Origin of the sequence: Vibrio sp. D431a, from assembly GCF_030248655.1 — a bacterium.
Classification (GTDB): Bacteria; Pseudomonadota; Gammaproteobacteria; order Enterobacterales; family Vibrionaceae; genus Vibrio; species Vibrio alginolyticus.
The window spans coordinates 53,132-78,646 of record NZ_JAHGAP010000032.1; the positions used below are offsets into that span (position 1 = coordinate 53,132).

General features: G+C 45.4%; 21 protein-coding genes. All 21 read right to left on the bottom strand.

Annotated features, from left to right (window positions below):
- Positions 1-8: 8 nt before the first annotated feature.
- A complete protein-coding gene (gene tldD, locus KJB35_RS24310; protein WP_005381134.1) occupies positions 9-1,454 on the bottom strand; it encodes a metalloprotease TldD in 1,446 nt (481 codons plus the stop codon).
- Positions 1,455-1,465: 11 nt separating this feature from the next.
- The gene (locus KJB35_RS24315) at positions 1,466-2,287 is read right to left on the bottom strand and encodes a carbon-nitrogen hydrolase family protein (protein WP_136977044.1); all 822 of its coding nucleotides are present in this window, start codon (positions 2,285-2,287) and stop codon (positions 1,466-1,468) included.
- A gap of 33 nt (positions 2,288-2,320) precedes the next feature.
- Positions 2,321-6,202, bottom strand: coding sequence for a YhdP family protein (locus KJB35_RS24320; RefSeq protein ID WP_213908219.1), 3,882 nt, complete (start codon positions 6,200-6,202; stop codon positions 2,321-2,323).
- Positions 6,203-6,214: 12 nt separating this feature from the next.
- Positions 6,215-7,684, bottom strand: a complete 1,470-nt coding sequence (gene rng / locus KJB35_RS24325) for a ribonuclease G (RefSeq protein WP_005381138.1) — start codon at positions 7,682-7,684, stop codon at positions 6,215-6,217.
- An 18-nt stretch (positions 7,685-7,702) separates the two neighbouring features.
- Positions 7,703-8,272, bottom strand: coding sequence for a nucleoside triphosphate pyrophosphatase (locus tag KJB35_RS24330; RefSeq protein WP_005381139.1), 570 nt, complete (start codon positions 8,270-8,272; stop codon positions 7,703-7,705).
- A 4-nt stretch (positions 8,273-8,276) separates the two neighbouring features.
- Positions 8,277-8,765, bottom strand: coding sequence for a rod shape-determining protein MreD (mreD, locus tag KJB35_RS24335; protein WP_005381141.1), 489 nt, complete (start codon positions 8,763-8,765; stop codon positions 8,277-8,279).
- Entirely contained in the window at positions 8,755-9,651 is an 897-nt protein-coding gene (gene mreC / locus KJB35_RS24340; protein ID WP_005381142.1) for a rod shape-determining protein MreC, read from the bottom strand. The genes mreD and mreC overlap by 11 nt, the downstream gene beginning before the upstream one ends.
- 150 nt (positions 9,652-9,801) lie before the next feature.
- Positions 9,802-10,845: a rod shape-determining protein gene (locus tag KJB35_RS24345; protein ID WP_005381144.1), complete on the bottom strand. Its 1,044-nt coding sequence runs from the start codon at positions 10,843-10,845 to the stop codon at positions 9,802-9,804.
- Positions 10,846-10,996: 151 nt separating this feature from the next.
- Complete coding sequence (locus tag KJB35_RS24350; RefSeq protein WP_213908220.1) at positions 10,997-15,052, bottom strand: DUF6701 domain-containing protein; 4,056 nt, start codon at positions 15,050-15,052, stop codon at positions 10,997-10,999.
- Between the two features lie 8 nt (positions 15,053-15,060).
- Positions 15,061-15,495 (bottom strand): MSHA biogenesis protein MshP, encoded by a 435-nt coding sequence (locus KJB35_RS24355; RefSeq protein ID WP_186584633.1) that lies wholly within the window; start codon positions 15,493-15,495, stop codon positions 15,061-15,063.
- Entirely contained in the window at positions 15,485-16,198 is a 714-nt protein-coding gene (locus KJB35_RS24360) for a PilW family protein (protein ID WP_080525247.1), read from the bottom strand. The genes KJB35_RS24355 and KJB35_RS24360 overlap by 11 nt, the downstream gene beginning before the upstream one ends.
- Positions 16,198-16,779, bottom strand: a complete 582-nt coding sequence (locus tag KJB35_RS24365) for a type II secretion system protein (RefSeq protein ID WP_025767603.1) — start codon at positions 16,777-16,779, stop codon at positions 16,198-16,200. The genes KJB35_RS24360 and KJB35_RS24365 overlap by 1 nt, the downstream gene beginning before the upstream one ends.
- A complete protein-coding gene (locus KJB35_RS24370; protein WP_238843023.1) occupies positions 16,776-17,270 on the bottom strand; it encodes a type II secretion system protein in 495 nt (164 codons plus the stop codon). The genes KJB35_RS24365 and KJB35_RS24370 overlap by 4 nt, the downstream gene beginning before the upstream one ends.
- 115 nt (positions 17,271-17,385) lie before the next feature.
- Positions 17,386-17,619 carry a Tfp pilus assembly protein FimT/FimU gene (locus KJB35_RS24375; RefSeq protein ID WP_213908222.1) on the bottom strand — a complete coding sequence of 78 codons (234 nt, stop codon included), beginning with the start codon at positions 17,617-17,619 and terminating at the stop codon, positions 17,386-17,388.
- 57 nt (positions 17,620-17,676) lie between these two features.
- Complete coding sequence (locus tag KJB35_RS24380; protein ID WP_213908223.1) at positions 17,677-18,168, bottom strand: type II secretion system protein; 492 nt, start codon at positions 18,166-18,168, stop codon at positions 17,677-17,679.
- Between the two features lie 291 nt (positions 18,169-18,459).
- A complete protein-coding gene (locus KJB35_RS24385; protein WP_053303461.1) occupies positions 18,460-18,921 on the bottom strand; it encodes a hypothetical protein in 462 nt (153 codons plus the stop codon).
- 3 nt (positions 18,922-18,924) lie between these two features.
- Positions 18,925-20,148, bottom strand: coding sequence for a type II secretion system F family protein (locus KJB35_RS24390; protein WP_005381186.1), 1,224 nt, complete (start codon positions 20,146-20,148; stop codon positions 18,925-18,927).
- An 8-nt stretch (positions 20,149-20,156) separates the two neighbouring features.
- Entirely contained in the window at positions 20,157-21,881 is a 1,725-nt protein-coding gene (locus KJB35_RS24395; RefSeq protein ID WP_005381188.1) for a GspE/PulE family protein, read from the bottom strand.
- Positions 21,878-22,972, bottom strand: coding sequence for a lipopolysaccharide assembly protein LapB (locus KJB35_RS24400; RefSeq protein ID WP_213908224.1), 1,095 nt, complete (start codon positions 22,970-22,972; stop codon positions 21,878-21,880). Before KJB35_RS24400 ends, KJB35_RS24395 begins: the two co-directional genes overlap by 4 nt.
- The gene (locus tag KJB35_RS24405) at positions 22,969-23,814 is read right to left on the bottom strand and encodes an ExeA family protein (protein ID WP_238843024.1); all 846 of its coding nucleotides are present in this window, start codon (positions 23,812-23,814) and stop codon (positions 22,969-22,971) included. The genes KJB35_RS24400 and KJB35_RS24405 overlap by 4 nt, the downstream gene beginning before the upstream one ends.
- A gap of 44 nt (positions 23,815-23,858) precedes the next feature.
- Complete coding sequence (mshL, locus tag KJB35_RS24410; protein WP_285356181.1) at positions 23,859-25,499, bottom strand: pilus (MSHA type) biogenesis protein MshL; 1,641 nt, start codon at positions 25,497-25,499, stop codon at positions 23,859-23,861.
- Positions 25,500-25,515 lie beyond the last annotated feature (16 nt).

Below are 25,515 nucleotides of genomic sequence, written 5' to 3' on the forward strand. Positions count from 1 at the left end.
CGACTGAGTTACTCCGTGCCACCCACTGTCAGTGAGTCCAGCTTCAAGGTCGGCTGACCAACACCAACTGGCACACTTTGACCTGCTTTACCACATACGCCAACGCCCTTGTCGATACTTAGGTCGTTACCGACCATAGACACTTGCTGCATTGCTTCGATACCTGAGCCAATCAACGTCGCACCTTTAACAGGGCGCGTAATTTTACCGTTTTCAATCAAGTACGCTTCCGATGCAGAGAACACAAACTTACCCGAAGTAATGTCCACCTGGCCGCCACCAAAGTTTGGCGCATACAACCCTTTCTCGACCGTCGAGATAATTTCTTCTGGCGTATGTTCACCTGGAAGCATGTAAGTGTTGGTCATACGAGGCATTGGCAAGTGTGCATACGATTCACGACGACCGTTACCCGTTGGATTTACACCCATTAGCCGCGCGTTTAGCTTGTCTTGCATATAGCCTTTCAGCACACCATTCTCGATAAGCGTGTTGTACTGACCGTTTACCCCTTCATCATCCACATTCAGTGAACCACGAAGGTCTTTTAACGTGCCATCATCGACGATGGTACACAACGAAGACGTCACTTGTTGACCCATTTTGCCAGAGAAAACCGAAGATTCCTTCCGGTTAAAGTCACCTTCTAGGCCATGACCTACCGCTTCGTGTAGCAACACGCCAGGCCAGCCAGAACCCAATACCACTGGCATCATGCCAGCTGGTGCGGCTTCTGCTTCAAGGTTGATTAACGCCATGCGAATCGCTTCGTCTGCGTAATGAAAAGCTTGTTTCACACCATTGCTTTCCGTTAAAAAGAAATCGTAACCGAAACGGCCGCCGCCACCAGCACTACCGCGTTCACGTCGTTCGCCTTTTTGTGCGAGCACGCTAATAGACAAACGCACCAAAGGACGAATATCGCCTGCATAAGTACCGTCTGTTGCCGCAACAAGCATCTGCTCATGCACACCGCTGATGCTGATCGAGACTTCTTTAATCAATGGTTCTTTAGTGCGGATGTAAGCATCTAGAGATTTGAGCAATTCTGTTTTTTGCTGCTTTTCCCATTCAGCTAGTGGATTCACAGCGGCGTAGTACGCTTGGTTTTCGGTGCGTTTAAACGCTTGGACTTTGCCATTTTGCCCTTGCTGAGCAATACCGCGCGCCGCCATTGCACTCTGCTTCAGGCCTTCAGGCTGGATTTGATCAGAGTAGGCAAAGCCTGTTTTCTCGCCAGTTACTGCACGGACACCAACACCACAATCAATGTTAAAAGAGCCATCTTTGATGATGCTATCTTCTAGAACCAGAGACTCATGCCAGCTGGACTGAAAGTAAATGTCCGCATAATCGATCTGGCGCGTCGCAATGCTGGCAAGCGTGTCAGCAATGTCTTGTTCTGTCAGACCATTTGGGGCAAGGAGTGCCTGTTCTATTTGGTTTGTGCTCATAGTTAGCTCTTTTATTTCCGTCTCAATTCATTTTGAAAGCGACTGTGTTGAGTCAGCGGCATATTCTGCCTTACTTGTTGGCTTTGTGACAAATCTATCTCTGTCACCAATAAGCCTACTTCATCCTGAAGCTGTTTATGGATACGTCCCCAAGGGTCAACGACCATTGAGTGTCCCCATGTTTTTCGTCCACATGGATGCATTCCAGTTTGTCCGCTTGCCAAAATCCAACATTGTGTCTCAATCGCTCTAGCTCGCAATAATACTTCCCAGTGAGCTTGCCCCGTCACAGCGGTAAACGCAGCGGGCACCACAATGATATCCGCCCCTTCTTGACGCAATACTTTATAAAGTTCTGGGAAACGTAAATCATAACAAATACTCAATCCAACACTGCCGATATCAGTTTCCGCAACGACTATTTGATTACCCGCCATAAACGTATCCGACTCACGATAACTACCATAACCATCGGCTACGTCGACATCAAACATATGCAGTTTGTCATAGTGAGCAATGCATTTACCGTGCGGCGGAAATACAAGTGTTGTGGTGGTGACACCTTTTGCGGTTTGAATGGGCATGCTTCCGACAATTAGCGTTAACTGGTTCTTTCTAGCGATTTCACAGAGCCGCTGTTGAATCATGCCACTGCCAAGTGGCTCTGCATGTTGATGATAAGCTTCGCGACTGGAAAATAGCACTGTATTTTCAGGAGTAAGAACAAGTTTGGCACCTTGCTTGCTCGCTAAAGCACACTGTTTTTCAATGAAGTCCAAATTCGCGTTAATATCCGGACCCGAAGTCATTTGAATAATGCCAACACGCTCCATGTGTTTCCTCCCTATTCCATTATATTCGGTGAGTTATTTGGCCTGTTCACGCAGTTTTTCTGGCAGCTTGTATTCACCTTTACTTCGCGAAATTTCTTTCACCGTTGGTGAATCTAGTGGGCCTTTCACTTCATAATTGACTTGAGTGAAGACCTCAACCACCGGAGATATCACCGTAGAGATGGCCAAGACATACAAAGCAGTTTGAGGCGCAACGGCAAACGCGGTCAGCATTGGTAGGCCTGATGTGATGTCTGGTGTGAATTTCACTTCCGCATCAACCATTCTGCTGTTCATATTAGCGATGCCGCGGATTTGCATTTCCCCTGCTAACGCATCCATTACGATATCATTGGTGATAAACACACCGTCTTGGATTTTGCCCGTTCCCGTGATCGAGTTGAATGCCATGCCTTTATCGAATACGTCGGTAAAGTCGAGCTGCATCTTACGGATGATAGAATCCAAGCTAAACAAGCCTAACAAGCGTGCCGCACCACTAACTTCACTAATCACGCCTTTACCAAATTCCGTTGAGACGTTTCCTTGCAAGGTTTGTGTCTTCATTGACCAAGGTGCGCCGTCCCATTCCATATTGGCATTGATCTCAAATGGTGCTTGTTGAATGCCTGATGTAATACCAAAGCGCTCCATAAGATCGGTGTTGTTATCACCTTTCATTTTCATGGTTAAGTTGGAATGACTACTCTCTTTCGTCAGGTCCCACCAACCACTCATATCAATGCGGTTTTTGCCGCTACTAAAGGTGATATTTTTCCACTCCAAGCGGTTCTCGCGACGCTGCAAATCAACATTAACTTTGCCCACTTTGTAACCTTGCAGCCAAAAATCATCGATGTTCAAAGTTAAGTTTGGCATCTCTGCGTGAAACTTGCGGTCAAAATTGGTAATCAAAGGTGCGTTTTGATCTTCACTCGCAAAGATTGAACTGCGCTCTTTGGTCATCTCTTCAAACCCTGGGATGTACAGATGCAAGTGCTCTAGAGAGACCGATAGATCATAGGGTTTCAGATAGTTAGCTTTCCCTTTAACCTCTTGACTGTCCACATCGAGTTGCCAACTCAAATTTTTCTTGCTTGCTGAAAAATCCACATCATGAAACTCAATCCCACCGAGCTGTAAGTTTGGCGTTTCAACTTCAATGCGTGTCGGCAATGGAATGGTCGGCGTTTTCATGCTTGCCAAAACAGACGATGAAGGCTTGCTCTCAGAGACCTGCGCAAGCTCCGCCCATTGGTCTAAATTCAGTTCTTCGACACGCACCGAAGCATCGTACCCGACAATAGGACTAATCCGGAAGCCACCTTTGCCAACCATTAAATGAGTCGCAGTCAGAACCGGGACATCGCCAGCGATATCTATCTCAGTTTGATACTTCACATTTGGGATCTGTAGTCGTGCTGAAATACTCTCTTGGTTGCCGGATGCTTGCAGTTTCGCTTGCCCAGACTCACCAATTTTTTTCGCTAAAGGATAAGGATATTGACTAGCCAGACGATTTAGCTGCGCCAGCACTTCAAGCTGATAAGTGAAACCAACATCATTGAGTTGCAAGTCAATATCCATTTGCCACGGCGCATGGCCAGAAACAAGGTTTAACCAACGCTCACCGACATAGGGTTTGAGCGGCTCGACATCCCAATCTCCTAGTGTATTAATTGTCACGTTGTAGCCTTGCTCCGCACTCTCTCCATGGAAATCAAGAGAGATAGGCTGTTGTAATAATTCGGCCGACAAACCCGATGTGGTAACCACATCATTGTCGAAGGTGATACGTCCTGTGGCGTTTTCAAGCGTCATTGGCGGCGCTTCAATATCAACACGATTTTCTGTTAAATCGGCATAACCCCAAGCGCGAGAGTCTTTCTCAAAATCAAACGGTATGTTGAGTTGAAACTCAGAGTAAACGGGCCCACTCACTTGCAGCGCTGTCAATGCGGCACCGACTGAATCCACTAATGGCGTCGCCATCATGTAGTCACGGACTTCATTACCCGGCGCGCTTGCTTTCGCTTCAATCTCGATGTGTCCACCTTCTGCCAACTCAGGGATTCGCCCAGTGATACGCTTGGCATGAACGCCATTTAGTGTGGCTGATTTTGAATCCAAATACATGGCATCATTTTCAAACAGCAAGTCTAGCTGCAAATCCGTGATGGTTGGCCATGCCGTATCAAAGCTAAATTTCGCGTCTTTTAATCCAACCCAAGCTTGGAACATGCCATTATGTTCTTTGTAAGGAAAATCACCTAACTCGCCATACCACAACAATTTCGCTGTGTTCACTTTACCGCCCTGAATCGCGGTCGAAAGATAGTCGGTCAAGTCTTGTCCAAGTGCCAGAGTCGGTAGATAGCGCCATGTCTCACCCGCGTTGTAGAGATCCGCTTCGGCATAGAACGATAAAAATGGGCTTTGTTCTTTTGGAAAATCAAGACGGAATGCCCCCAAGACTTGAAGATCAGGCGTTGCTGCCGTCACTTTATCCGCCCACAAACGCCAACCCGCATCATCTTGCTGCCAGATAATATCGACTTCACCTTGTTTGATATTCAGCGGAGCTTGGAATACATCGCCGTACGGAAAGACATCATCAATGACGGTGACTTTTGCTTTAGCTTGATTCACATCCCCCGATACGCTGCCCTGTACGTGATGAAACCCGGGTAGGAGCTCCCATTGTGTCATCGCGAGTTCATCCAGTTCAGCCGAGTAGCGTAAGGTGTCTAAACCACCGTTCATTGACAATCGGACATCTTCGACCCGACCTTTCGGTGCTAGTTTGTTAATAAGGTCACTGGTCGACTCTGACTCTGGAGCCAGCTTGATGAGCGGAATGAGTGCTTCTATGTCGAGTTGAGAGAGATTAAGCATCCAGCCGTTTGGTTGCCAATCAAACGCGACGTCTAGCTCTGGCCAAGGGGTATTATCGGTTCTGATCTGAAGTGAGTGACCATTTACTTTCCAGCCTTGTTTATCTGGTCGAAGATTGAAAATTCCAGACTCAATAAACAGCTCATGATGTCCATCTTCATTCCACACCAACTCGGAAGGCAGCAATTCAACATAAGCATCATGCGGTTGGCTATGTTTGAGCGTTAGCCAAGTATTTAAGCTGACTTTACCCGACTCTGCTCCTGACTCTTCTTGCATGTAAGTGGTCAGCCAAGGTGTGACCGAGACATCTTGAGCACTCACGTAAAACTCACCAGATACATCGCGCAACGAGCCATGATCTTTAAAGTTAGCGCTTACTAACAATGAGTTCAGGCGAACATCGGCAATGCTAACCGTGCCTTCGGCTACGTGACGTTTCCCTTGATTGCTCCAACGAAGCTGCTCAATATCTAAACGGCGAGTTTCACCAGACACCGACTTATACCAAATCCGTGAATCGCTAATAGTGAAGTCTTCGAACTGACGTAAAAGAAGTGAGTCGAGTTGGTCAATGAGTTTCACTTCGCTCTTATCCACTTCAGGCTTCGGATCTTGACGATGAGAAGTCGGCAGAATGTCTACCGTGTGAATGTCTAAAGCGAGGTTATGAATGGTAAGGTCTGCAACTACAGGTTTAAGTTGAAAAAGAGATTGAATAAGGTCGAACTCAATTTGGACTTCTTCAACAGCGAAGCGTGCATCTTGCACGTTTGGTAGATTTGCCTCTAAACCCAGTAACGCAATTGAGGGATGATTATTGCGCCACGTCCCTGCGACATTGGCAATAGAAACGTCAAAACCTGTGCCTTGTTTGACCCAGGTTTTGATCTCATCTTGGAAATGGTTAAGTTGCGGCAGTGTGACGCGAAGCGTGGTTACTAATATGGCTAATAACACCAATACAGTAACTAAACTCCACGCACAAAAACGCCCAAAACGGTTAACACCAGAATTCACAAATGTTCCAAATTACATCATTACGACGTCAAACTGTTCCTGAATGTACAGGGGTTCAGCCTGAACTCGCACTTGCTTGCCAATAAATACTTCGAGCTCAGCCAGCGCATGAGACTCATCGCCCAATAGCGCTTCAGCAACAAACGGCGATGCGTACACGACAAAATTATCGGCGTCGTAAGCACGGTTCACACGAGTAATCTCGCGTAATATCTCAAAGCATACGGTTTCGACCGTTTTCACGCTGCCACGGCCTTCACAAGTAGGACAGCCAGAACACAAGATATGTTCAATACTTTCTCGTGTGCGCTTACGCGTCATTTCAACTAAGCCAAGCTGGGTAAAGCCGTTGATGTTGGTTTTTACTCGGTCTTTCGCCAGCGCCGTTTCCAGTGAGGTAAGTACTCGCTGACGATGCTCTTCGGATGCCATATCGATAAAATCAATAATGATGATACCGCCAAGGTTACGTAAACGTAGCTGACGCGCAATAGCTTGCGTTGCCTCTATATTGGTATTGAAGATAGTCTCTTCGAGATTACGACGACCAACAAATGCACCCGTGTTGATATCGATGGTGGTCATGGCTTCGGTTTGATCGATGATCAAATAGCCGCCCGATTTTAGCTCGACCTTGCGCTCTAAAGAACGCTGAATTTCGTTTTCAGTGTCGTACATGTCAAAGATTGGCTTGTCACCTTCGTAAAGCTCAAGCTTATCTGTTAACTCCGGTACATACTCAGAAGTGAATTCTTTCAGGTTTTCATATTCAAGGCGGGAGTCGACCATGATCTTATCGAGCTCTGTGCCAACAAAGTCACGCAGAATGCGTTGAGCTAAGCCGAGTTCACCGTAAAGTGTTGAACGCGTTTTGTATTTTGAGCGACGCTCCATGACTTTTAACCACAAACGCTTTAGAAATGCCGCATCTTGAGATAGCTCTTTTTCATCAGCGCCTTCTGCCGCGGTACGAATGATAAAACCACCGTGCTCATCGCAGTAATGGTTCACCACCTTTTTCAAACGCTCGCGCTCTTTCTCACTTTCAATACGCTGCGAAACACCGACATGACTGGCCCCCGGCATAAAAACAAGATAACGCGAAGGTAAGGTGATATCCGTCGTTAAACGCGCACCTTTCGTGCCGAGCGGATCTTTGACCACTTGCACAACAATGTCTTGTCCCTGGCGTACCAGTTCAGAGATATCACGGACTTGAAACTGCTGTTTTTCGTTTTCTGCCACACATTCGGTATGAGGAACAATATCTGACGCATGTAAAAACGCTGCTTTATCTAAACCAATGTCGACGAAAGCCGCCTGCATACCTGGTAACACTCGGCTTACTTTGCCTTTGTATATATTGCCCACAATACCGCGACGCGATTCGCGCTCGATATGTATTTCTTGTAGTACTCCACCTTCAATCATGGCCACACGAGTTTCACTCGGGGTCACGTTAAGCAGCAATTCTGCACTCATGTGCACACCTCAAAACAATTATAAAAATTCTTGAATTAGCTGATCGGTTTCGAACAAAGGTAAGCCTACTACAGCGTGATAACTGCCTTCGATTCGGGTGACAAATCGTCCTCCGAGTCCCTGAATACCATAACTTCCAGCTTTATCGCATGGCTCTCCTGACTGCCAATATTGTTCGATTTCTTCGTGAGTCAGTGGTTTGAACCACACGTCAGTGGTAACGACCACTGAATGTTGTTGTTCCGATGATACAACGCTCACCGCAGTCATCACTTGATGACGACGACCCGATAAGTCAGTAAGCATACGCTTTGAATCTTCAAAACTTTTTGGTTTTTCTAGCACACGGTCATCGCATACTACGACCGTATCAGAGCCCAATACAACGGAATCAGGCTTAGCCAACGCTAAGCCTGCCTGAGCTTTTTCCAAAGAAAGACGCAACACGTAATCTCGTGCTTGCTCATGAGCCTGTTTGGCTTCCTCAATATCAGGCAATACGATCTCAAAATCATAACCCAGTTGAGCAAGCAGCTCTTTTCTTCTCGGAGAACCCGATGCGAGAACGAGAGATAAGCTTTTCTTCACCGCTTTACCTTACGTGCCATGCACGACGAACTCGTCGCATTAATAAAAACATCCATGGCCAAAGTATACAGTTTATTGCCGCCGTCCACAGAGATAATGGATTAAATACTACGTCCTGGTTCAAATATTCCCCACAGAATATCAAAACTTCCAATAACGCAGTAAAAAAGGCAATTAAAATCGACTGTTGCCACAAAGCCATGTTGCGAATCAACAGGAAATTCAGCGCCACGAGGTAGATAACGATCGACATCATCATGCCACGAATTCCAAGCGTTGAGCCGATCAAGATATCCCACAATAAGCCCAACACTAGCGCAGTTCCGACGTTCACTCGGTGCGGTAGTGCCAACACCCAATAACACGTAACAAGGAACAACCATGAAGGGCGTAACACATCTAACACACCTGGCCATGGAATGGTTTGCAGTACCAGCGCAACGAAGAAACTGACGCCAATCACCATTCGGCTACTCAATACATTATTGGCCATCGGTTACCTCTTGTTCTTGCTCTAACCCTTCATCTACATTGGACCGCAGTACTTTGTGTTGACGGTCTTCATTCGGCCAAATCAGCAGTAGGTAGCGTAAGCGATCAAACTCCACAACCGGCTCAGCCTTGATTGAGGCGAACTCTTGACGCGTATCGTGATCCACATTGGTAACCGTCGCGACTGGATATCCCTCAGGGTAAATGCCACCTAAACCGGATGTCACCAATAAATCACCAACCTGAATATCTGTGCTGGTTGGAATGTGCTCCAGTTGGATTTCATCCATTTCACCATTGCCCGATGCGATCACTCGGATATCATTGCGGATCACCTGGACAGGAATTGCATTTTTCGCGTCCGTTAGCAGCAGAACACGTGCGTTGTGCGCTGCGACAAACGTAACCTGACCGACGATGCCTTTCTCGTTGATAACAGGCTGACCAACGTAAACACCATCAATACGGCCTTTATCGATCACCACTTGATGACGATAAGGTGAAGTATCCACCGCCATTACTTCTGTCACGACTTTCTTTTCATCACGGACAAATGAAGATCCTAACAACTTACGTAAGCGTTGGTTTTCTTCTTTATATTGGTCGAGCAAGATAAGCTCGCTTTTCAGGCGTAGCACTTCTCGCTTTAAGCTGCGATTGCCTTCAACCAATGCCTGATGAGAATTAAAACGTTCAAATACGCCATCGAACATACTACGAGGCAAATTCGCTGCGTACTGAATCGGTGCAACCATACTGTTTAGTAGGTATCGAACGTTGGAAAACGTATCTAGACGACTATCGGCCAGCATTAAGCTCGCCGACACGATGACAGCAAAAAACAGACGTAATTGCAGAGACGGACCTCTGCCGAAAATCGGTTTCATCTTGTTTTTGACCTGATTGCTTCCATGATTATTGAGCCTTACTTGGCAACCTAAAAATACTTAACTAAATACTTTTAGGTATGGAGCATGTTTGAATTACAGAGAGAGCAGAAATGAAGGTGAAGCCCGACATGAGCTTCACCTAAACCTTTATTCTTCAGAGAACAGATCGCCACCGTGCATGTCGATCATTTCTAGAGCTTTACCGCCACCACGCGCAACACACGTTAGTGGATCTTCCGCGATAACCACAGGAATACCAGTTTCTTCCATTAGTAGACGGTCTAGGTCTTTAAGTAGTGCACCACCACCGGTTAGTACCATACCGTTTTCAGAAATGTCTGAAGCAAGCTCTGGTGGACACTGTTCTAGTGCAACCATGACTGCTGATACTATGCCAGATAGCGGCTCTTGAAGCGCTTCTAGGATCTCGTTTGAGTTCAAGCTAAAGCTTCGTGGCACACCCTCTGCAAGGTTACGACCGCGAACTTCAATCTCTTGAACTTCATCACCTGGGTAAGCAGAACCGATTTCGTGTTTGATCTTTTCAGCCGTTGCTTCACCAATCAAGCTGCCGTAATTACGACGTACGTAGTTGATCACAGCTTCATCAAAGCGGTCACCACCGATACGTACAGACGATGAGTAAACCACACCGTTTAGAGAGATAACGGCAACTTCAGTTGTACCTCCACCGATATCGACCACCATTGAACCTGTCGGCTCAGATACGCGTAAACCAGCACCAATTGCCGCCGCCATTGGCTCGTCGATTAGGTAAACTTCACGGGCACCAGCACCAAGTGCTGATTCACGAATTGCGCGACGCTCAACTTGGGTAGAACCACAAGGAACACAAACAAGAACACGTGGGCTTGGCTTTAGGATGCTGTTGTCATGCACTTGCTTGATAAAGTGCTGAAGCATTTTTTCGGTTACGTAGAAGTCAGCGATTACGCCGTCTTTCATTGGGCGGATAGCGGAAATGTTGCCAGGTGTACGACCAAGCATCTGTTTTGCTGCGTGACCGACTGCAGCAACGCTTTTTGCAGAACCTACACGATCTTGACGAATAGCAACTACAGAAGGTTCATCAAGGACAATTCCTTGCCCTTTTACGTAAATTAGAGTGTTGGCTGTACCTAAATCGATAGATAGATCGTTAGAAAACATGCCACGAAGTTTCTTAAACATACTCTTCGCTCATCCTGCAAAAATATAGAAGACAAAAATTGCTCTAAATGTACCAATGCCTCGCTGTCACAGCAAGGTATTGGTACACAAACATGAGCAGAAAGCCTCAATTTCTTGCAGTTTCCTAACTTAAGGGCAAAAACCTAAGTTGTTACTGTCCGGTTAACCCTGGCTCACCACGGTAAATCACGCGATCGTTACCTCGATGAATACCAAAGGTGACGACGGAGGATGGGTTTTCTTCGGAGCCATCATTGTCCCAGTCGTATTTGAGCCAAGGGAGGTTGTTACCACTAGGGTCGAGATTAAGCCAAACTTCAGCTTGTTGACGTCCACAGTCTGCGCGCTCTTGCTTAGCAATAAGTTCACGCATGGCACCATCGTTAACCGTCGTTCTGACGCCTTCAAGTAAAATGTCGCAGTCGGAGCCATCATCAGGCCAAACTGGCTCCTGGCTTTTTAGAGTTGGGGACACTGTTGTCCCGTTATCCTTACTGTTTAAAACGAATCGGGTATCTCTCCAATACTCCACTCTAAGGGGGATATTAACAGATTTACCCTGATTCACTCCCACATCATCCAGAGCTATGCGACCAAACCTGACATCAGGTTGCGATAGTAGCTGTTGCGAAACCATTCTATCTTCAGTGCTATTTTGCCCTTCTTTTAAGAACATCGTAGGATCAACATAGCCAGATACTTTAGTTCCATTATTATTAAGTGAAAGCGAAATAGACGTTTCGATGGAACTATCCTTGTCTGCCGGTAGTTTTGAATTAAATGGACCATCGGGACTCGGCAAAGATAAATCTTTACGCCAATAAACTGAGTTATCCCAAGTTTTGCTCCACACAGCTCCCGACCAGTTATCACTAGTCAAATCGGAATCCAAAATGCTAAGTCTATCTGAGTAACCACCAGCCAAATACAAATCTGCTTTTAAAGAATTGGCAAAACCACCATAATTTTGAGTTGTGTAACCGTTAGCGTTATATGCTGTGACTTCAAACTTAACCGATTCAAAATTCTGTCCCATATATACAGATTGATTCTGATTATCAGGGTAGGTCCACTCTGTCCCGGTGACTTTAAAGTAATCCGGATAGAAGCGCCCAATGGTTAACTTACCATCGGCTATTTTAAATGCATTACTACCAAGATATAGAGATTTGCCAATATCATCGCCATTTTCATCTTTAGCAACTGGTGCCTCAGCAATAAGCTCGAAAACACCGACTTCTGAAACCGATTGATCAAACGTCACACTACCACGAGACCATTTACTTGATTCTGGTAGCTTCTCATTTAGAAGTTTGGCTAATGAACCATTAGACGGGTACTTCACTTTATTACTAACCGTAATAGTCTTCTCTTGATAGTTCTCAGCAACCGTATCATCATCTTGCAATGCCGAGATGGTTAACTCAAAAACTTCACCAGCAGCAACAAACCCCGAAGAACAGCCATTTTCACTGTTGGTGCACTCTCCGCTCTTATCACCACTCTTTGCAGTAACTTTCAGTTTTGAAGGAAAACTAACGAAGCTGCCGAATCCATCCGAGTCATCAACACCTTCAACACTGGCTTTAAGTTTGACCTTTCCAGCTTCAGAGTATCTCAACTTAAAGAATGCCTTGCCTTCATCATCAAAATAAACATTAGGCAGGTATTTATTAGCTCTGGTTAGCTCGACATTTGAACTCCATTCCACAGCCTGATCTTTCACTTTTTTCTTGTAAGAAATCACGACAGGTTGAGAGCTATCGATCGGTGCCACTTCATAATCAATCGACATATTAACACCGCGAGATTCTCCGCCGTCTTCAGTTCGAGTTGAACAAAACGATAGGTAGTCCTCCCCCGTAGTTTCGCGACTAGCAACTACATCATTAACATTCACCGCAAGCACATTTGAAGCGAAGGTTACATTACAGTTGTTAGCAGATAGTGGCCCGCCATTAATTCGACATCGTGCCCCTTCAAAGCCAAACTGTGGTACGGAACTTTGATCGATACCCAAAGTAATATCGCCAGCTCTTGAACCTTGCAGCTCAAGCTGAGTTTCATTCTCAAACTGTACATTTGTACCACCAACCCAGTTGGCAACATTATTGCCAGTAGATGGAAGTAAAGTGACAGAGAGAGGCGTTAAGCTGCCATCATCGTATGCATCTCTAGGATATTGCTCAGAACAACTTTCATTCATACAAGCTCTAAGTGTCACATCAGAAGCCTGACACGTACTGCCTGAGCCTGAGTAGTCAAACTCGAAATGATGAATACCATCTGTTAATCGCGAGTACTTGTCCGCACAGACTCGGAAGTTATCAATATCATGCGTATTGGTAAGCATACCTGTGGATGCCGTTACCGACAGACGGAAGTTATCTGGAATATAGTTAAAACCACCTTTTTCCAAAACGTTAAACTCTTCGATAACAGGATCCCATCCGCCATTTTTTCCGACTTTTCGAAATACAGCCAGCGTTATCGTATCGGTGTTACGCGAATTTAAAACTACTTTATAACGATGCAGTTTCTCTTTACCTTTTCGATTATCCAACGAGCTGCTGTATTTTTTGCCAGTGATATACGGATAACCTTTCAACCACTTACCATTCGCATCTTGGACGCCCTGTCCACGCACCCCAACATTATCAGCAACACTATTTGAAACGATTTTCTCGCTCCCTTCACGAATGTAGTTACCAAACTCATCAATACCAATACCTAGCCAACCACCAGCAAAGCCTTCTACATCTTTGGAGACTTCAGGGTAGTGATTCTTTAGAAGCTTCATCCCGTAACCAAGCGGACCACCAAATGCCCCGGTTTGAGGAGGGACACTCGCATCAGAAATCACCAGCGCAACACCGTCAGCACCATTCCCACCATATGCATTGTGATCAAACTCAATCTCTAAATAGTTCTGATCTGACGGAAAAATATAGTTATATGCAGAGGCTGTTGCCTGCTCTGGTTTATTTGAGTTTAAGATGAAACGTCCATCAGAGATATGGGGCTCGTCACTGGTACCAAAGCCCATCACCGACCAGTTTGACAATGAACCTGAATTGAAGTTTTCTTCTGGTAATAGTGAACATTGCTGTGTTGGCGGAATAACAGGAACTAATTCAGGACAAAGTGAGGCTACAGCCTCTATTGGGCACTCTCCGGTCTGGGGGGGCTGACAGTTGGGATCATCTACACCACAATAAATGTCACTATCATTGTACTCGTAAGAATGTGATTTTGAGTTAACAGAACCACAGACGGTCGAGCTTTTTACTGTGGCTTTCCCGTGGGACTGAATCGCTTCACTAAGAGTATAAACACCTCGATTTTGATCGAGTTTAGAGTTAGTCAACGATACTTCGCTACCTGTTGATTCTACCCGGCCACAAACCAATGAGTTTTTAATATCGACTTTATGTAGAGCGAGAATATTTCCGTGTACTTGGTTATTGGCTTCTAAAATAACCTCTAAGCCCTTACTGGTAACGTCACCCGTAACTTTTGTTTCATTTAATGTAACCCGGCTTGATGCAGAAATATCACCTTGAATTTCATTCCCGCTTTGCTCAGTTTTCACCTCACCACCGATACTTGTCACGCTACCTTCGACATGGGTTTGCTTCAACGTAACCGTTCCAGCAGCTTCAACGTTACCGCGAATGATATTGTCGCTTTGTTCGGTTTTTATCGTGCTCGTTTTACTCGTAACATTTCCTTCAATAACCGCTTGAGAAAGAATAACCTCCCCATGCGTGGACAAGATCGAACCATAAACATGCGATCGGTTCTTAAGTTGAATTTTACCGTGCGACTCAATATCACCATAAATATCATAGCCACCGTTATCTCCGATAACATCGCTGGTCTCGTTAATAAGGTCAATATGAGCATTAGATTTACCGATCTGGTTGTTGCCAGCGAGTTGAATAGTACCTCGTACACGAATCGTCATTTTACTATCAGACACAATAGTATCGCCGTTATTCAACGTGAGTCCGTTCGGGCATACGTAGGTTGTAGGCCTAACAAAAAAATTAAATCGAGCTTGGTAACTACCGTTATCACACAAATCGCTTGCACCTTCAGGGACCCACCTCACCCAGTCCCAACTTGGCGTAATATCGTGAACCTTAGCGAGAACGTTCGCCGTACTCATCATACATATCAAGGCTAAGCAAATCAGTTTTTTCATTCTTGTTATTACTCCCGAACCCAAATCTCTTGCTGGCGCTCAACTTGCGATAAGCCCGAGCCACAAACGGCCGTAGCTTGCACCCTAAATAGTGACTCTGCTGCTGGTGTTCCTAAGTTTAAAGTGCCTAAATCTACACAACTCATTGGGCTAAGCCTACATCCGGTCCCTTGTGTGACATTAGGCATTGCACCGCTTACCGTATTTGTGCAGATTGTCGCGACGCTATCACTCGTACCATTGATGGGATATAACCTTGTCAATGCCCACTCATTTGCAGACTGAGCAACAAACCAAGCTTTTGTTCCCAAAAACTCTCTTGTTAATCCGCTTTGATTCGACCATGTCACTTTCATTAAAGAGGAAGCCAAATATCCCATTACAATAATGACGAACAACACGATGATTAGTACATTTCCGCTGGAGTTTCTTCTATGGGACATTGAGCACCTGCACATCTTGTTGATACACACTACGTTCACCATCCTGCTCAAACTCTAAATTGATATGAACTAAACCACCTCGTTGCAGAGTTGGCTCTAGATAACGCATACCACTTACGGACGTATCGACACTATCCGCAACCGTAATACCATTTCGCGTAACTCGCTTGGTATCAAAACAGTAGCGAACCTCCGACTTCTCTTGATAAATATAAAGACGGCTAGAAACAGAGGATCCCGTAATCGTACTTGCCCCCCCACTAACAACAAAAACCTTACCTGTTTTAGCTAAACCACCAATGGCTATATTTCGCGAAGAAGTTGATTGTAAATCTTCATATCGGCTCGGATTTATCACCATCCTGCGATTCGCAGGAATAGGATTAAGCGTTGAGTCATTACCTAGCAAAAACTCTAAGTCGTTATTCTTAAACGTGTAAAAACCAGAATATTCAATCGGCACAAACTCTAGACAATTAGTTGTTCCTTTTGGCACATGAAAACTATTAGGTACAGCATGGCGGATTTCACGCGTCATCTTTTCTAAAACAAACTGAGCCTGTGTTTGTATTCGTTGGCGATCGATAGTATCAGCGTAACCTTTCATTCCTAACTGGACATACCCAGCTATCCCCAACATGATGAAGCTGCCGACCACAATCGTAACTATCATTTCCATTAAGGTGAAACCACGATCTTTCATCAGTAGTTCCCCTTAATAGCTGTTAAAGTAAGGGGCTGCGTGTTCCCCGCAAAAATCCTTAATGTTACTTTTTTGTATTCGGTTATTTCATCGGGAGCTTTATCCGTCAGATCATCATAGGCAACGCTAATTTCTAATCTAAAGTTTTTGTACTGCTCAGTACTGTCCGCACCAAGTACATCACTAATATTCCCTCTAGGGATACCATCACACTGAGAAGCCGTTGTAGATGTGCTCCAACACCCGATATAGTCATCGACATCATTGAAATCACTAGGCGTTGTTTCCAAGGAACCGTCTAGTTTTTTATCCGCACCTAATTTATTTACGTCAGTGCAGCTCACTCCATTCTCACCACACCGAACGGTGCCACCATCAAAGTCGCTGTTTTCATCGAAGCCTCGCGCCAATATCTGAGACATGAAACCTTGGCCTAATGCGGCCGCGCGGGTTTGATAATGAGGGATGGCGGAATCTCGAATCTGAGGGACAAGAAAAGAAGTAAACGCCACCATCGCAATGCCCATCAAAACAATCGCGATGATCATTTCTATTAAAGTCATGCCACTAGATTTCTTCATGAGCATGTACCTTTAGAAACATAACCTTGAGAATTAATTTCAACTTGGCAGCGGCTTCGACCATGTTTATCTTCAATCAGGATTGAAACCCCACCACTCGCAGAATTTATAGGATTACCCAACAAATTAAACTCGATTGGATTAGTTACGGCATTGGTCAGTGAAAACTTTGTGGATTTATCAATAACTACGTCACTACGAGCATCTTGTGCACTGCCTGTTAGTGTGCAGGCAGCAACTGAACCAATGCATGAGCTAGAAACTTGCAAACGAAAATCATCACCTAAATTTGCTTCATCAATGTTCGATTGCATGCGGTTAACCTGCACTTGGCGAATCACAGAAATCACACGTTCTTGTAATGCATATGCAGAGAAACTGCCAGAGTCCATAAAACGGCTGGCTGCAAAAAGTGAAAGGATAGTGAGGAGAACAATCACGAGGATTAACTCCATTAACGTGAACCCTAATGCAGAGCTGCGAATTTTCATAACCCAACCTTAGGCTTAGAACAAGCGAGATAAGTATACGATGAAATTATGAGATTAATGATAGGTTTATAATTTTTCGATTCGAAATGTGAAAAGACGAACAAATAACCAATATCTAGTTACTTTGCCCTTTTGAACGACTAATCTCTTCTTCAATTCGATCGTAAGTTTCTTTGTTGCTTAGCGTCTCAGAAACGTGCTCCGCGGTTTGCTTGGTTTGCTCCCATTTTGCTTCGTAAGTTTCTGGTTCGAAACTTACATAACTGGGTAATACGATATACCCAGTTATAGCTATTAAAACTAGTATGACTACAAGTTCAATGCGGGATAAGCCCTTTACTATTCTCACTTAAGCACGCCTTAGAAAGGGGCCATTATGACCCCTTTAAAATCAAACAAACCACTATTATTTAGTACAAGAAGTGGATATCTCTGTTTTAGCAGGAATTAGCGCACCATCTGCATCATAGTATGATTCAGAGTACTTAACACACTCAGCAGCTTTATCCTCAGATGCATAAGTAATTGTACCTGCAGTACCATTTTTCTGATCTTTTGCGTCTGTACGCTCTGTTTCTGAAATAAGAACCCAATCTTCATCTAATCCTTGTACTGCCTTACCCAAACCATTTTCGTCAGCCGTTGGGTAACCTAGGTAGATCGTAATATCCTCTACTTTCGTACCTTCTGCAGTCAAAGATTCTTTACCTTCTACAGCAGCTTTACCATAAGTAATGCCAGCTGCACCATCAATGGCACCTTTAAGGCCTTGGTTTGCAGCTTTACGTGCATCATCTTGCAGGTTAAGGAAACGTGGTGCTGCAGTTACCGCTAGAATACCTAGGATTACAATTACCACTACCAATTCGATAAGGGTGAAACCACCTTGTCTTTTCATTGTTTACTCTCTCTATGTAAGCATGCAGTACAACTGCAAAGTTTTGTTTAGGTCACGCGACCATTTTGGATATTGTCAAAACGGTTTGGGGCAGCAACGTTCACTAAAACTGACCGTGAAGTGGATACTGTATCTACCGCTTGAGCAGAATGACGATTCGCCATTATTCAGTTCATGCTGCAATGAGAAAAACACATTATTGTTTACCCACTATTACAGCCTGTTACTTATGGTAATGATTGCATTATACCGACTTTCATTACCAATTATAGTGATTAGGTGTCAAAAAATTCACTCTGCCGACATTTCGACGTCTATTTTCAGTTGATTAGCAGTTAAGATAACTACAATCGACTGACCATTTTCATAAGTGTAGTGACAGACATAACGATCAGTTTTGATGGCTCCACTGATATCTATTAACTTGTTGGTCATTATTTTACGTTGGGGGTAATGCACCGCTAGCCAATAACCACAATCTAATACACCTTGCTGAGTAAAGGGAGACACTAACCCGTCCTCAGTCATAGTAAGGTTAAAACCATCCATCAGCATATGCTCTGGCTCGCCTTGTACTAGCCAAGCTTGACGATAACGCTGAACACTATCTTGCATCCAAACTCTCGCCAACTTAGCCCCAGTTACTTGTGCTTGCTCGGTCACAGGACGTAATTTGACCGCCAAGCCAACAGCGATGATCGTAGCAATAACCCCAAACACAATAAGCGTTGCTCGGCTTTGATTTTCAACCACCTATTAGCCGCCTTTGATGATATCGAGCATTCCCCACATTGGTAAGAAGATACCCAATGCCAGCACCATGACCATGCCTGCGACGATCACCAAAAGTAATGGTTCTATTCTTGCGGTCAGCGTTTTTAGATCGTAATCGACTTCTCGATCGTAAAAGTCCGACACCTCCAGCAGCAACTCATCAATACGACCAGTTTCTTCACCTACTGCAATCATCTGAATCACCAATGGGGTAAATATTTTACTGTTAATGGCCGTCACTGAAATGGTGCTACCCGCTTCAATTGCGGACTTCATCTCAAGAATTCGGTTTTCTAAAAAACGGTTCCCTAAGGCTTCCCCGGCCAAAGCCAAAGACTGGTTAAGTGGCACCCCTGATTTCAGCATCAACGAGAAGGTTCTGGCAAAACGAGAAAGCTGCGCACGATTAACGATATCGCCTACAATTGGCAGCCGAAGCCGAAACTTATCGAACTTCTCCCGACCATCAGCCGTCGCCACCCACGCTCTGAATACAGTAAACGCGCCAATCATTGCCACAACCAGCAACACCCAATAATTAACAAAGAAATTAGAAGTCGCGATCAAAATACGCGTCGGCAATGGTAGCTCAACCCCAAAGCGCGTGAACATCGATGCAAACTCAGGGATCACCAAGATATTCAATACAAACATGGCGATGGTGATAAAGATAATGACAAACGTCGGATAACGCATCGCCGCTTTAATGCGTTTGCGAGTCTCAAGTTCCTGTTCGTAGTAATTCGCCAGTTGCAATAGCGCTTGGTCAAGCCGACCCGTATTCTCACCGACGTTGATCATAGAAACGAACAGTGGGCTGAATACTTTACTGTGTTGCTGCATCGCAGAAGACAAACCTCGGCCATTACTCAGTTCAGAAACGACATCTTCTAGCGCCTCTTTGAGCTGTTTGTTTTCGCAATTTTGCAACAAGCCACGCATAGAGCGCAGCAAAGGTACGCCAGCTTTAGTCAAACTAAACAACTGGCGAGAGAAAAGAATAATTACTTCCAACGGAATAGCAGGCACAAACAGCTTAGACAAGCTCACTTGGCTTTTTGCCGACTCTTTCTCTAACCGTACATTGAGCGGGATGACCCCTTTATTCATCAATGCTTCCGCTGCAGCTTCAGAGTTCACTGCTTCGATTTTGCCGTTAGTGGATGAGCCGTCTAGCGTGCGGCCTTGATAACGAAAAGTTGGCATTCACTTACCTATATGAAAATGGGATCAGTCTTACCAGAAGCATCACCCTCACCTAGGGTCATCACTTCATCCAAACTGACGGTGCCTTGTAGCGCCAGTTCCATTGCAGAAGCAAGCAGTGGCTTATAGTTTTCTGAGCGGCGCGCGGCTTGCGCAAAGCCAACCGCATCATTGGCTCGCAATTTATCCATCATCTCTTGCTCAAGTTCGAGCATTTCAAACACACCGATTCGGCCTCGATAACCAGTCAAGTTACAGTTTTGGCAACCTGCGCCTTTATAAAAAATGGTGCTAACTTGATTTGGGAAACGCCCAGCTAACCACTGCTGGCGAGACTCATCTAAGTGGTCTTCTGTTTTACAATCTGGGCAAACTCGGCGCACAAGACGCTGCGCCACCACGGCTCTGACTGCACTAGCAACCAAGTAACCCGGCGCACCCATGTCGATCATACGTAACGCACTGTCGACAGCATCGTTGGTGTGGAGAGTACTCAATACTAAGTGACCCGTTAGTGCAGCTCGCAGACCAATTTCTACTGTCTCTTGATCACGCATCTCACCAACAAGAATGATGTCTGGGTCTTGACGTAAAAAGGTTCTAAGAACACGCGAGAAAGTTAGATCGATCTTACTGTTAACCTGTACCTGAGTGATGCGAGGCAGACGATATTCAACCGGGTCCTCTGCTGTAATGATCTTTTTCCCAGGTTCGTTGAGCTCACTCAATGCACCGTAAAGCGTGGTGGTTTTACCGGAACCTGTCGGCCCGGTAACCAAAATCATGCCATGCGGACGCGCCAACTGTCGACGTAAGCGAGCAAGCAAGTCTGGCGGCAAGCCCGACTCTTCTAACGGACGCAAACCAGCGGACTGGTTAAGCAGACGCATTACTACAGATTCTCCGTACTGCGTTGGTAACGTCGACATACGAATATCAATTGATTGGCCACGAACTTTGATATTGAATCGGCCATCTTGCGGCAAGCGCTTTTCAGAAATATCTAGGTGTGCCATCAACTTCAGTCGAAGAACCAAAGCCGATGCAATATTCACTTCATTTAAGAGCGTTTCATGCAATACGCCATCAATACGCTGGCGCAAACGCAATACTTGATCGTCTGGCTCAATATGAATATCCGAAGCTCCAACCTGTACCGCATCTTCAAACATGGAATTAACCAGCTTTACAACGGTAACCTCTTCACTATCGGCTTCATCAATACCGTAATCAAAGCTTTGTACATCTTTATGCTCTTCATGCAGCTGTTCAGCAAAGGAGGCGATCTCTTTAGTACGGCGGTAATAACGGTCAAAGCTTGAAATAAGCTGACGCTCTGAAGCCACAATGAACTCAAGGTTGTATTGACCTAACAAGTTCATCAATGATTCTTGAATGAACAAGTCCGCAGGGTCGCTCATAGCAACGCGCAGGGTGTCCCCATTTCGAGCAACGACCATCGCACGTAAGCGACGAGCGTGTACCTCAGGTAAAATCTGCACGGCTTCGGCATCCACAGGTGCACGACCAAGATCGATCAGTGGCAAACCAAGCTGCTGAGACAAGAAGTCCAACATTTGCTTTTCAGTAATAAAGCCAAGGTCAATTAACGCATCCCCTAACTTCTGCCCGGTACTGCGTTGTGCGTTTAGTGCTTGCTGGATTTGTTCTTCAGAGACGATACCTTCCTCAACCAGAAGATCGCCCAAGCGTTTTCTCAACTGAATTTTCATTGTGCGCTCTCCAACTCTTTCAAGATGCTCAAACGGTCACGGATAAATGCTTGCGATTGATTCGAAATGCCAACTTTACCCAGAGCTTGGTTGTAAGAGTTAATCGCGGCAGTAAAAGCCAGGGCGCGCTCTTGTTGAATAGCCAAACCTAACCACCAGCGCGCGTTTTCCGGCTCACGCTGAGTGAGGAGTTGATAGCTCTCAAGCGCAATGTCATTTTGCTTGTGTTTTTGTGCCAATGCCGCACGCATCGCCAAGTAATCTCGACTTGGTACTGGAGGCAAATGAACAAGCGGGCTCAGCGCCGCTTCAGGTTGATTAGCTTTCACTAACAACTTAGACAAGGCCAAGCGGAGTACTTGGTTGTTCGTATCTAGGTTGATGCCTTCTTGAATAATCTCATATGCTTTACGCGTGTCACCTTTACCAAAGTACAACGCTGATAACTTTTGACGCGTGTCTGCATTCATTGGCTCATAACGCAACGCCTCGGCATAAGCCGATAACGCTGTTTGCATATCGTTAGCATCGAGTGCCTTTTCCGCTCGACTAACAGCCTTAAGGGAAAGCTGACGATGTGTAAGCTCAACCTGCTCAATACTCATTGAACTGTTTTCTGCTGTCGTGTGGGTTACGTGATCGTATTGTTCCTCGCTCGGCATCGTTGCTAACTGCGCGAGTAAAACTGAATCATCAGAGGCGATATTTATCTCAGATCTTGGCGTGAACCTATCAGCCTCTTGCATGTGAGGCTGTTGCGCTACCGGCTGTGTGGCTGGTTTGGTGTAAACCACTTGAGTTGTATCGGGCGTCATTTTACTCGTTGGCGAGTGAGTGCGTTCCGATGAAACAATTGGTGAGACATTCACAGACGACAGTGGCATAGCGTCGGTTTGAAACTGTGATAGCTCGCCTGAAGGGACAGGACCGCGAGAGACCGCCCAGCTACCAACCGCAAGGCTTAACGAAAAACCGGCGACAAGCCAAAGCCAAGGTTTACTGCGTGAGACTCTTGGAATCTCCGCACGAGTAAGCTCTGACGGCGATGTTTTTTCAGCAAGTTCTGATAATGCTTTATTGATGGCACTCAAGGTTGACTCCATCCCCAAAATACGGGTGTTTTAAACTTAGGTTTACGGGCATCAAACGTATCGTGCATAGCGGCGTAAACGTGATGATTTTTCAATAGTGTGCAACGCTCATTAAATGCAGCAAGCAACGACTTGTGGCTAATTTGGTTTATCAAGCGCGGAATCCCCATTGATGAACGCCAAATCGCTTTTTTCTGTTCAATAGAAAAAATGTGCGCCCCATTGCCTGCTTTATCTAAACGATTATTGATGTAAGCCACGCCTTCATCGATAGAGAGAGAACGTAACTGGCAGCTAAACGTAATGCGTTGACGAAACTGCCTTAGCTCATGGTTAGCCAATCTTTCATCCAACTCAGGTTGTCCGAATAACACCAATTGAATGAGCTTATCTTGTTCCGTTTCTAGGTTGCCAAATAGACGCAATGTTTCTAAAGCTTGTGGGGAAAGAACTTGCGCTTCATCAACGATCAAGACGGTTTTCTTTCCCAAGGCATGTACTTGAATCAAGTGCTCTTGAATGAGGGAAACGATGCGCAGCGGATCATCGTTCTCGATACCTAACTCTCTGGCGACAGCAAACTGCAACTGTTCCCCATTCAACACTGGATTGGGTAAGTAAATAAGCTCAACTTCAGATTCAATCTGCTCGATCAGCTTACGGCATACCATGGTTTTTCCAGTGCCGACTTCTCCCGTCACCTTAATCACCCCTTCTCTCATTTGCACGGCAGCTAGGATGGTTTGGATCGCCTCATAGTGAGGGACTAACCCCAAGAACATTTCTGTATTTGGGGTTAACGAAAAAGGCTGAACTCGGAACCCAAAGTGTGACAAGTACATACTCGAATCACAAACCTATTGAAAAACAGAACCTTTCCCAGCGCTTATTGCGCATCTGGGAACCACTCTTGCAGCAGATCACGAGAGCGCTCTAGCTCTTTCTGCCAAGAGTTCACGCCAACTACGGTCGGTTTTAGCAAGATGACCAATTCTGTTTTCTCAGTTACGTTATTCACGTTGCGGAACAAATGCCCCAGTGCTGGTACATCGCCCAAAAATGGGACTTTAGAAACAAGCTCACGATTTTGCTGTTTCATCAACCCGCCGATAACCACAACATCGCCATCTTTAGCACGAATAACCGAGTCTGATTCACGAATAGAGCTTTTCGCTAATGGCAGTTGGATGTTTTGGAAATCTCCGCCCAAGTTCAATTGCTTCACTTCTTCCGTGACTTCAATAACTGCGGGGTGAACATGCAGGAACACATTGCCTTTGTTATCAATTTGCGGAGTCACATCGAGGGAAATACCCGAGAAGAATGGCGTCAGTTCCACTTCAGGAACTGCATTTGAGTTTTCACCGTTGCCTGCATTGCTCGATAGCTCGGTAACAAAGTACTCATCGGTACCGACCTTGATGACAGATTTTTGGTTGTTGGCAGCGGTAATACGAGGGCTCGAAAGGACGTTCAAGTCACCTTGCGTAGACATGAAGCTCAACACTGCATTGAAGTTACCATCCGAAATAGTCACGTTAGTTTGACCGCCCAATAGCGTGCCAATCGCATCCAATGGTGGTAATGTCGACGCAGGGCGGTTGACTACGATACTACCCGAGTTACCAATTGACGCCGATAAGTTTGACCAGTTGATGCCTTGTTGGTAGCCATCATTCAACATCACTTCTAGGATTTTAGCTTCAAGAATGACCTGGCGCTGCATGCGCTCCTGCGATACACCTAAGAACTCGCGTACTTCGCGAATATCATCTGGAAATGCTCGAACCGTAATAACTCCCGCTTGTGGCGTTACAACCACACTTTGCCCTTTGCCTGAACCAATTAGATTCGCAACAGCTTGCTGCAGCATCGGCCAGAAATCACTTTCAGTGATGGTTTCAATGCGTGTACCGCCCGTAGATGTGGTCGAGCTATCGTTGTTGTTTCCATTGTTAGAGTCTGACGAGTCAGAACTGTCTGAGCTACCACCAGAATTAGACGTACCAGCCGAGGTTACAGAGCCCGTAACAATGCTGGTTAATGAGCGACCAGAACGCTTGAACTGCAGGTAATCGACTGGAATGGTCACCGTACGCATACCTGCTGGGTAGATTTGAATAACTTTGCCAGACTTCACCACGTCATAGCCATACATATTCTGTACGACATTCAGAACTTCATCCAATGTCACATCTGACAAGTTGACGGTGATATTACCTTGTACCGATGGGTGAATCGCCACGCTGTACTCAGTGCCTTTCACTAATGAGGCGAAAAAGCTTCTTGCATCGACCGCATTCGCCTGAATACGAAAACGCTTCGAGGTGCCTTGCTCTGATGCAACGTTCGAGTCTAAATTTGGCATCAAGTCTGCCTCAACAGAAGAAGGGATTTCTTCCAATGTGCGGCTGTTCGCTTGATTGATCGATTCATTGAGCGCTTCTTTAACTTCCACTGGATTCCGATGACCCATTGAACATCCCATTAAAGAAGCAATCGTTATTCCTACAACTAATTTGCGCATATCTGATCGGGCTCTG

What these genes read in the sequence shown, in the direction of transcription:
- KJB35_RS24360 (WP_080525247.1), bottom strand. Translation starts at nt 16,198, where the DNA reads ATGAAAGATCGTGGTTTCACCTTAATGGAAATGATAGTTACGATTGTG.
- KJB35_RS24380 (WP_213908223.1), bottom strand. Translation starts at nt 18,168, where the DNA reads ATGAAAAGACAAGGTGGTTTCACCCTTATCGAATTGGTAGTGGTAATT.
- KJB35_RS24345 (WP_005381144.1), bottom strand. Translation starts at nt 10,845, where the DNA reads ATGTTTAAGAAACTTCGTGGCATGTTTTCTAACGATCTATCTATCGAT.
- rng (WP_005381138.1), bottom strand. Translation starts at nt 7,684, where the DNA reads ATGAGTGCAGAATTGCTGCTTAACGTGACCCCGAGTGAAACTCGTGTG.
- KJB35_RS24390 (WP_005381186.1), bottom strand. Translation starts at nt 20,148, where the DNA reads ATGCCAACTTTTCGTTATCAAGGCCGCACGCTAGACGGCTCATCCACT.
- KJB35_RS24405 (WP_238843024.1), bottom strand. Translation starts at nt 23,814, where the DNA reads ATGTACTTGTCACACTTTGGGTTCCGAGTTCAGCCTTTTTCGTTAACC.
- KJB35_RS24350 (WP_213908220.1), bottom strand. Translation starts at nt 15,052, where the DNA reads ATGAAAAAACTGATTTGCTTAGCCTTGATATGTATGATGAGTACGGCG.
- mshL (WP_285356181.1), bottom strand. Translation starts at nt 25,499, where the DNA reads ATGCGCAAATTAGTTGTAGGAATAACGATTGCTTCTTTAATGGGATGT.
- KJB35_RS24395 (WP_005381188.1), bottom strand. Translation starts at nt 21,881, where the DNA reads ATGAAAATTCAGTTGAGAAAACGCTTGGGCGATCTTCTGGTTGAGGAA.
- mreC (WP_005381142.1), bottom strand. Translation starts at nt 9,651, where the DNA reads ATGAAACCGATTTTCGGCAGAGGTCCGTCTCTGCAATTACGTCTGTTT.
- KJB35_RS24355 (WP_186584633.1), bottom strand. Translation starts at nt 15,495, where the DNA reads ATGTCCCATAGAAGAAACTCCAGCGGAAATGTACTAATCATCGTGTTG.
- KJB35_RS24370 (WP_238843023.1), bottom strand. Translation starts at nt 17,270, where the DNA reads ATGAAAATTCGCAGCTCTGCATTAGGGTTCACGTTAATGGAGTTAATC.
- KJB35_RS24315 (WP_136977044.1), bottom strand. Translation starts at nt 2,287, where the DNA reads ATGGAGCGTGTTGGCATTATTCAAATGACTTCGGGTCCGGATATTAAC.
- mreD (WP_005381141.1), bottom strand. Translation starts at nt 8,765, where the DNA reads ATGGCCAATAATGTATTGAGTAGCCGAATGGTGATTGGCGTCAGTTTC.
- tldD (WP_005381134.1), bottom strand. Translation starts at nt 1,454, where the DNA reads ATGAGCACAAACCAAATAGAACAGGCACTCCTTGCCCCAAATGGTCTG.
- KJB35_RS24365 (WP_025767603.1), bottom strand. Translation starts at nt 16,779, where the DNA reads ATGAAGAAATCTAGTGGCATGACTTTAATAGAAATGATCATCGCGATT.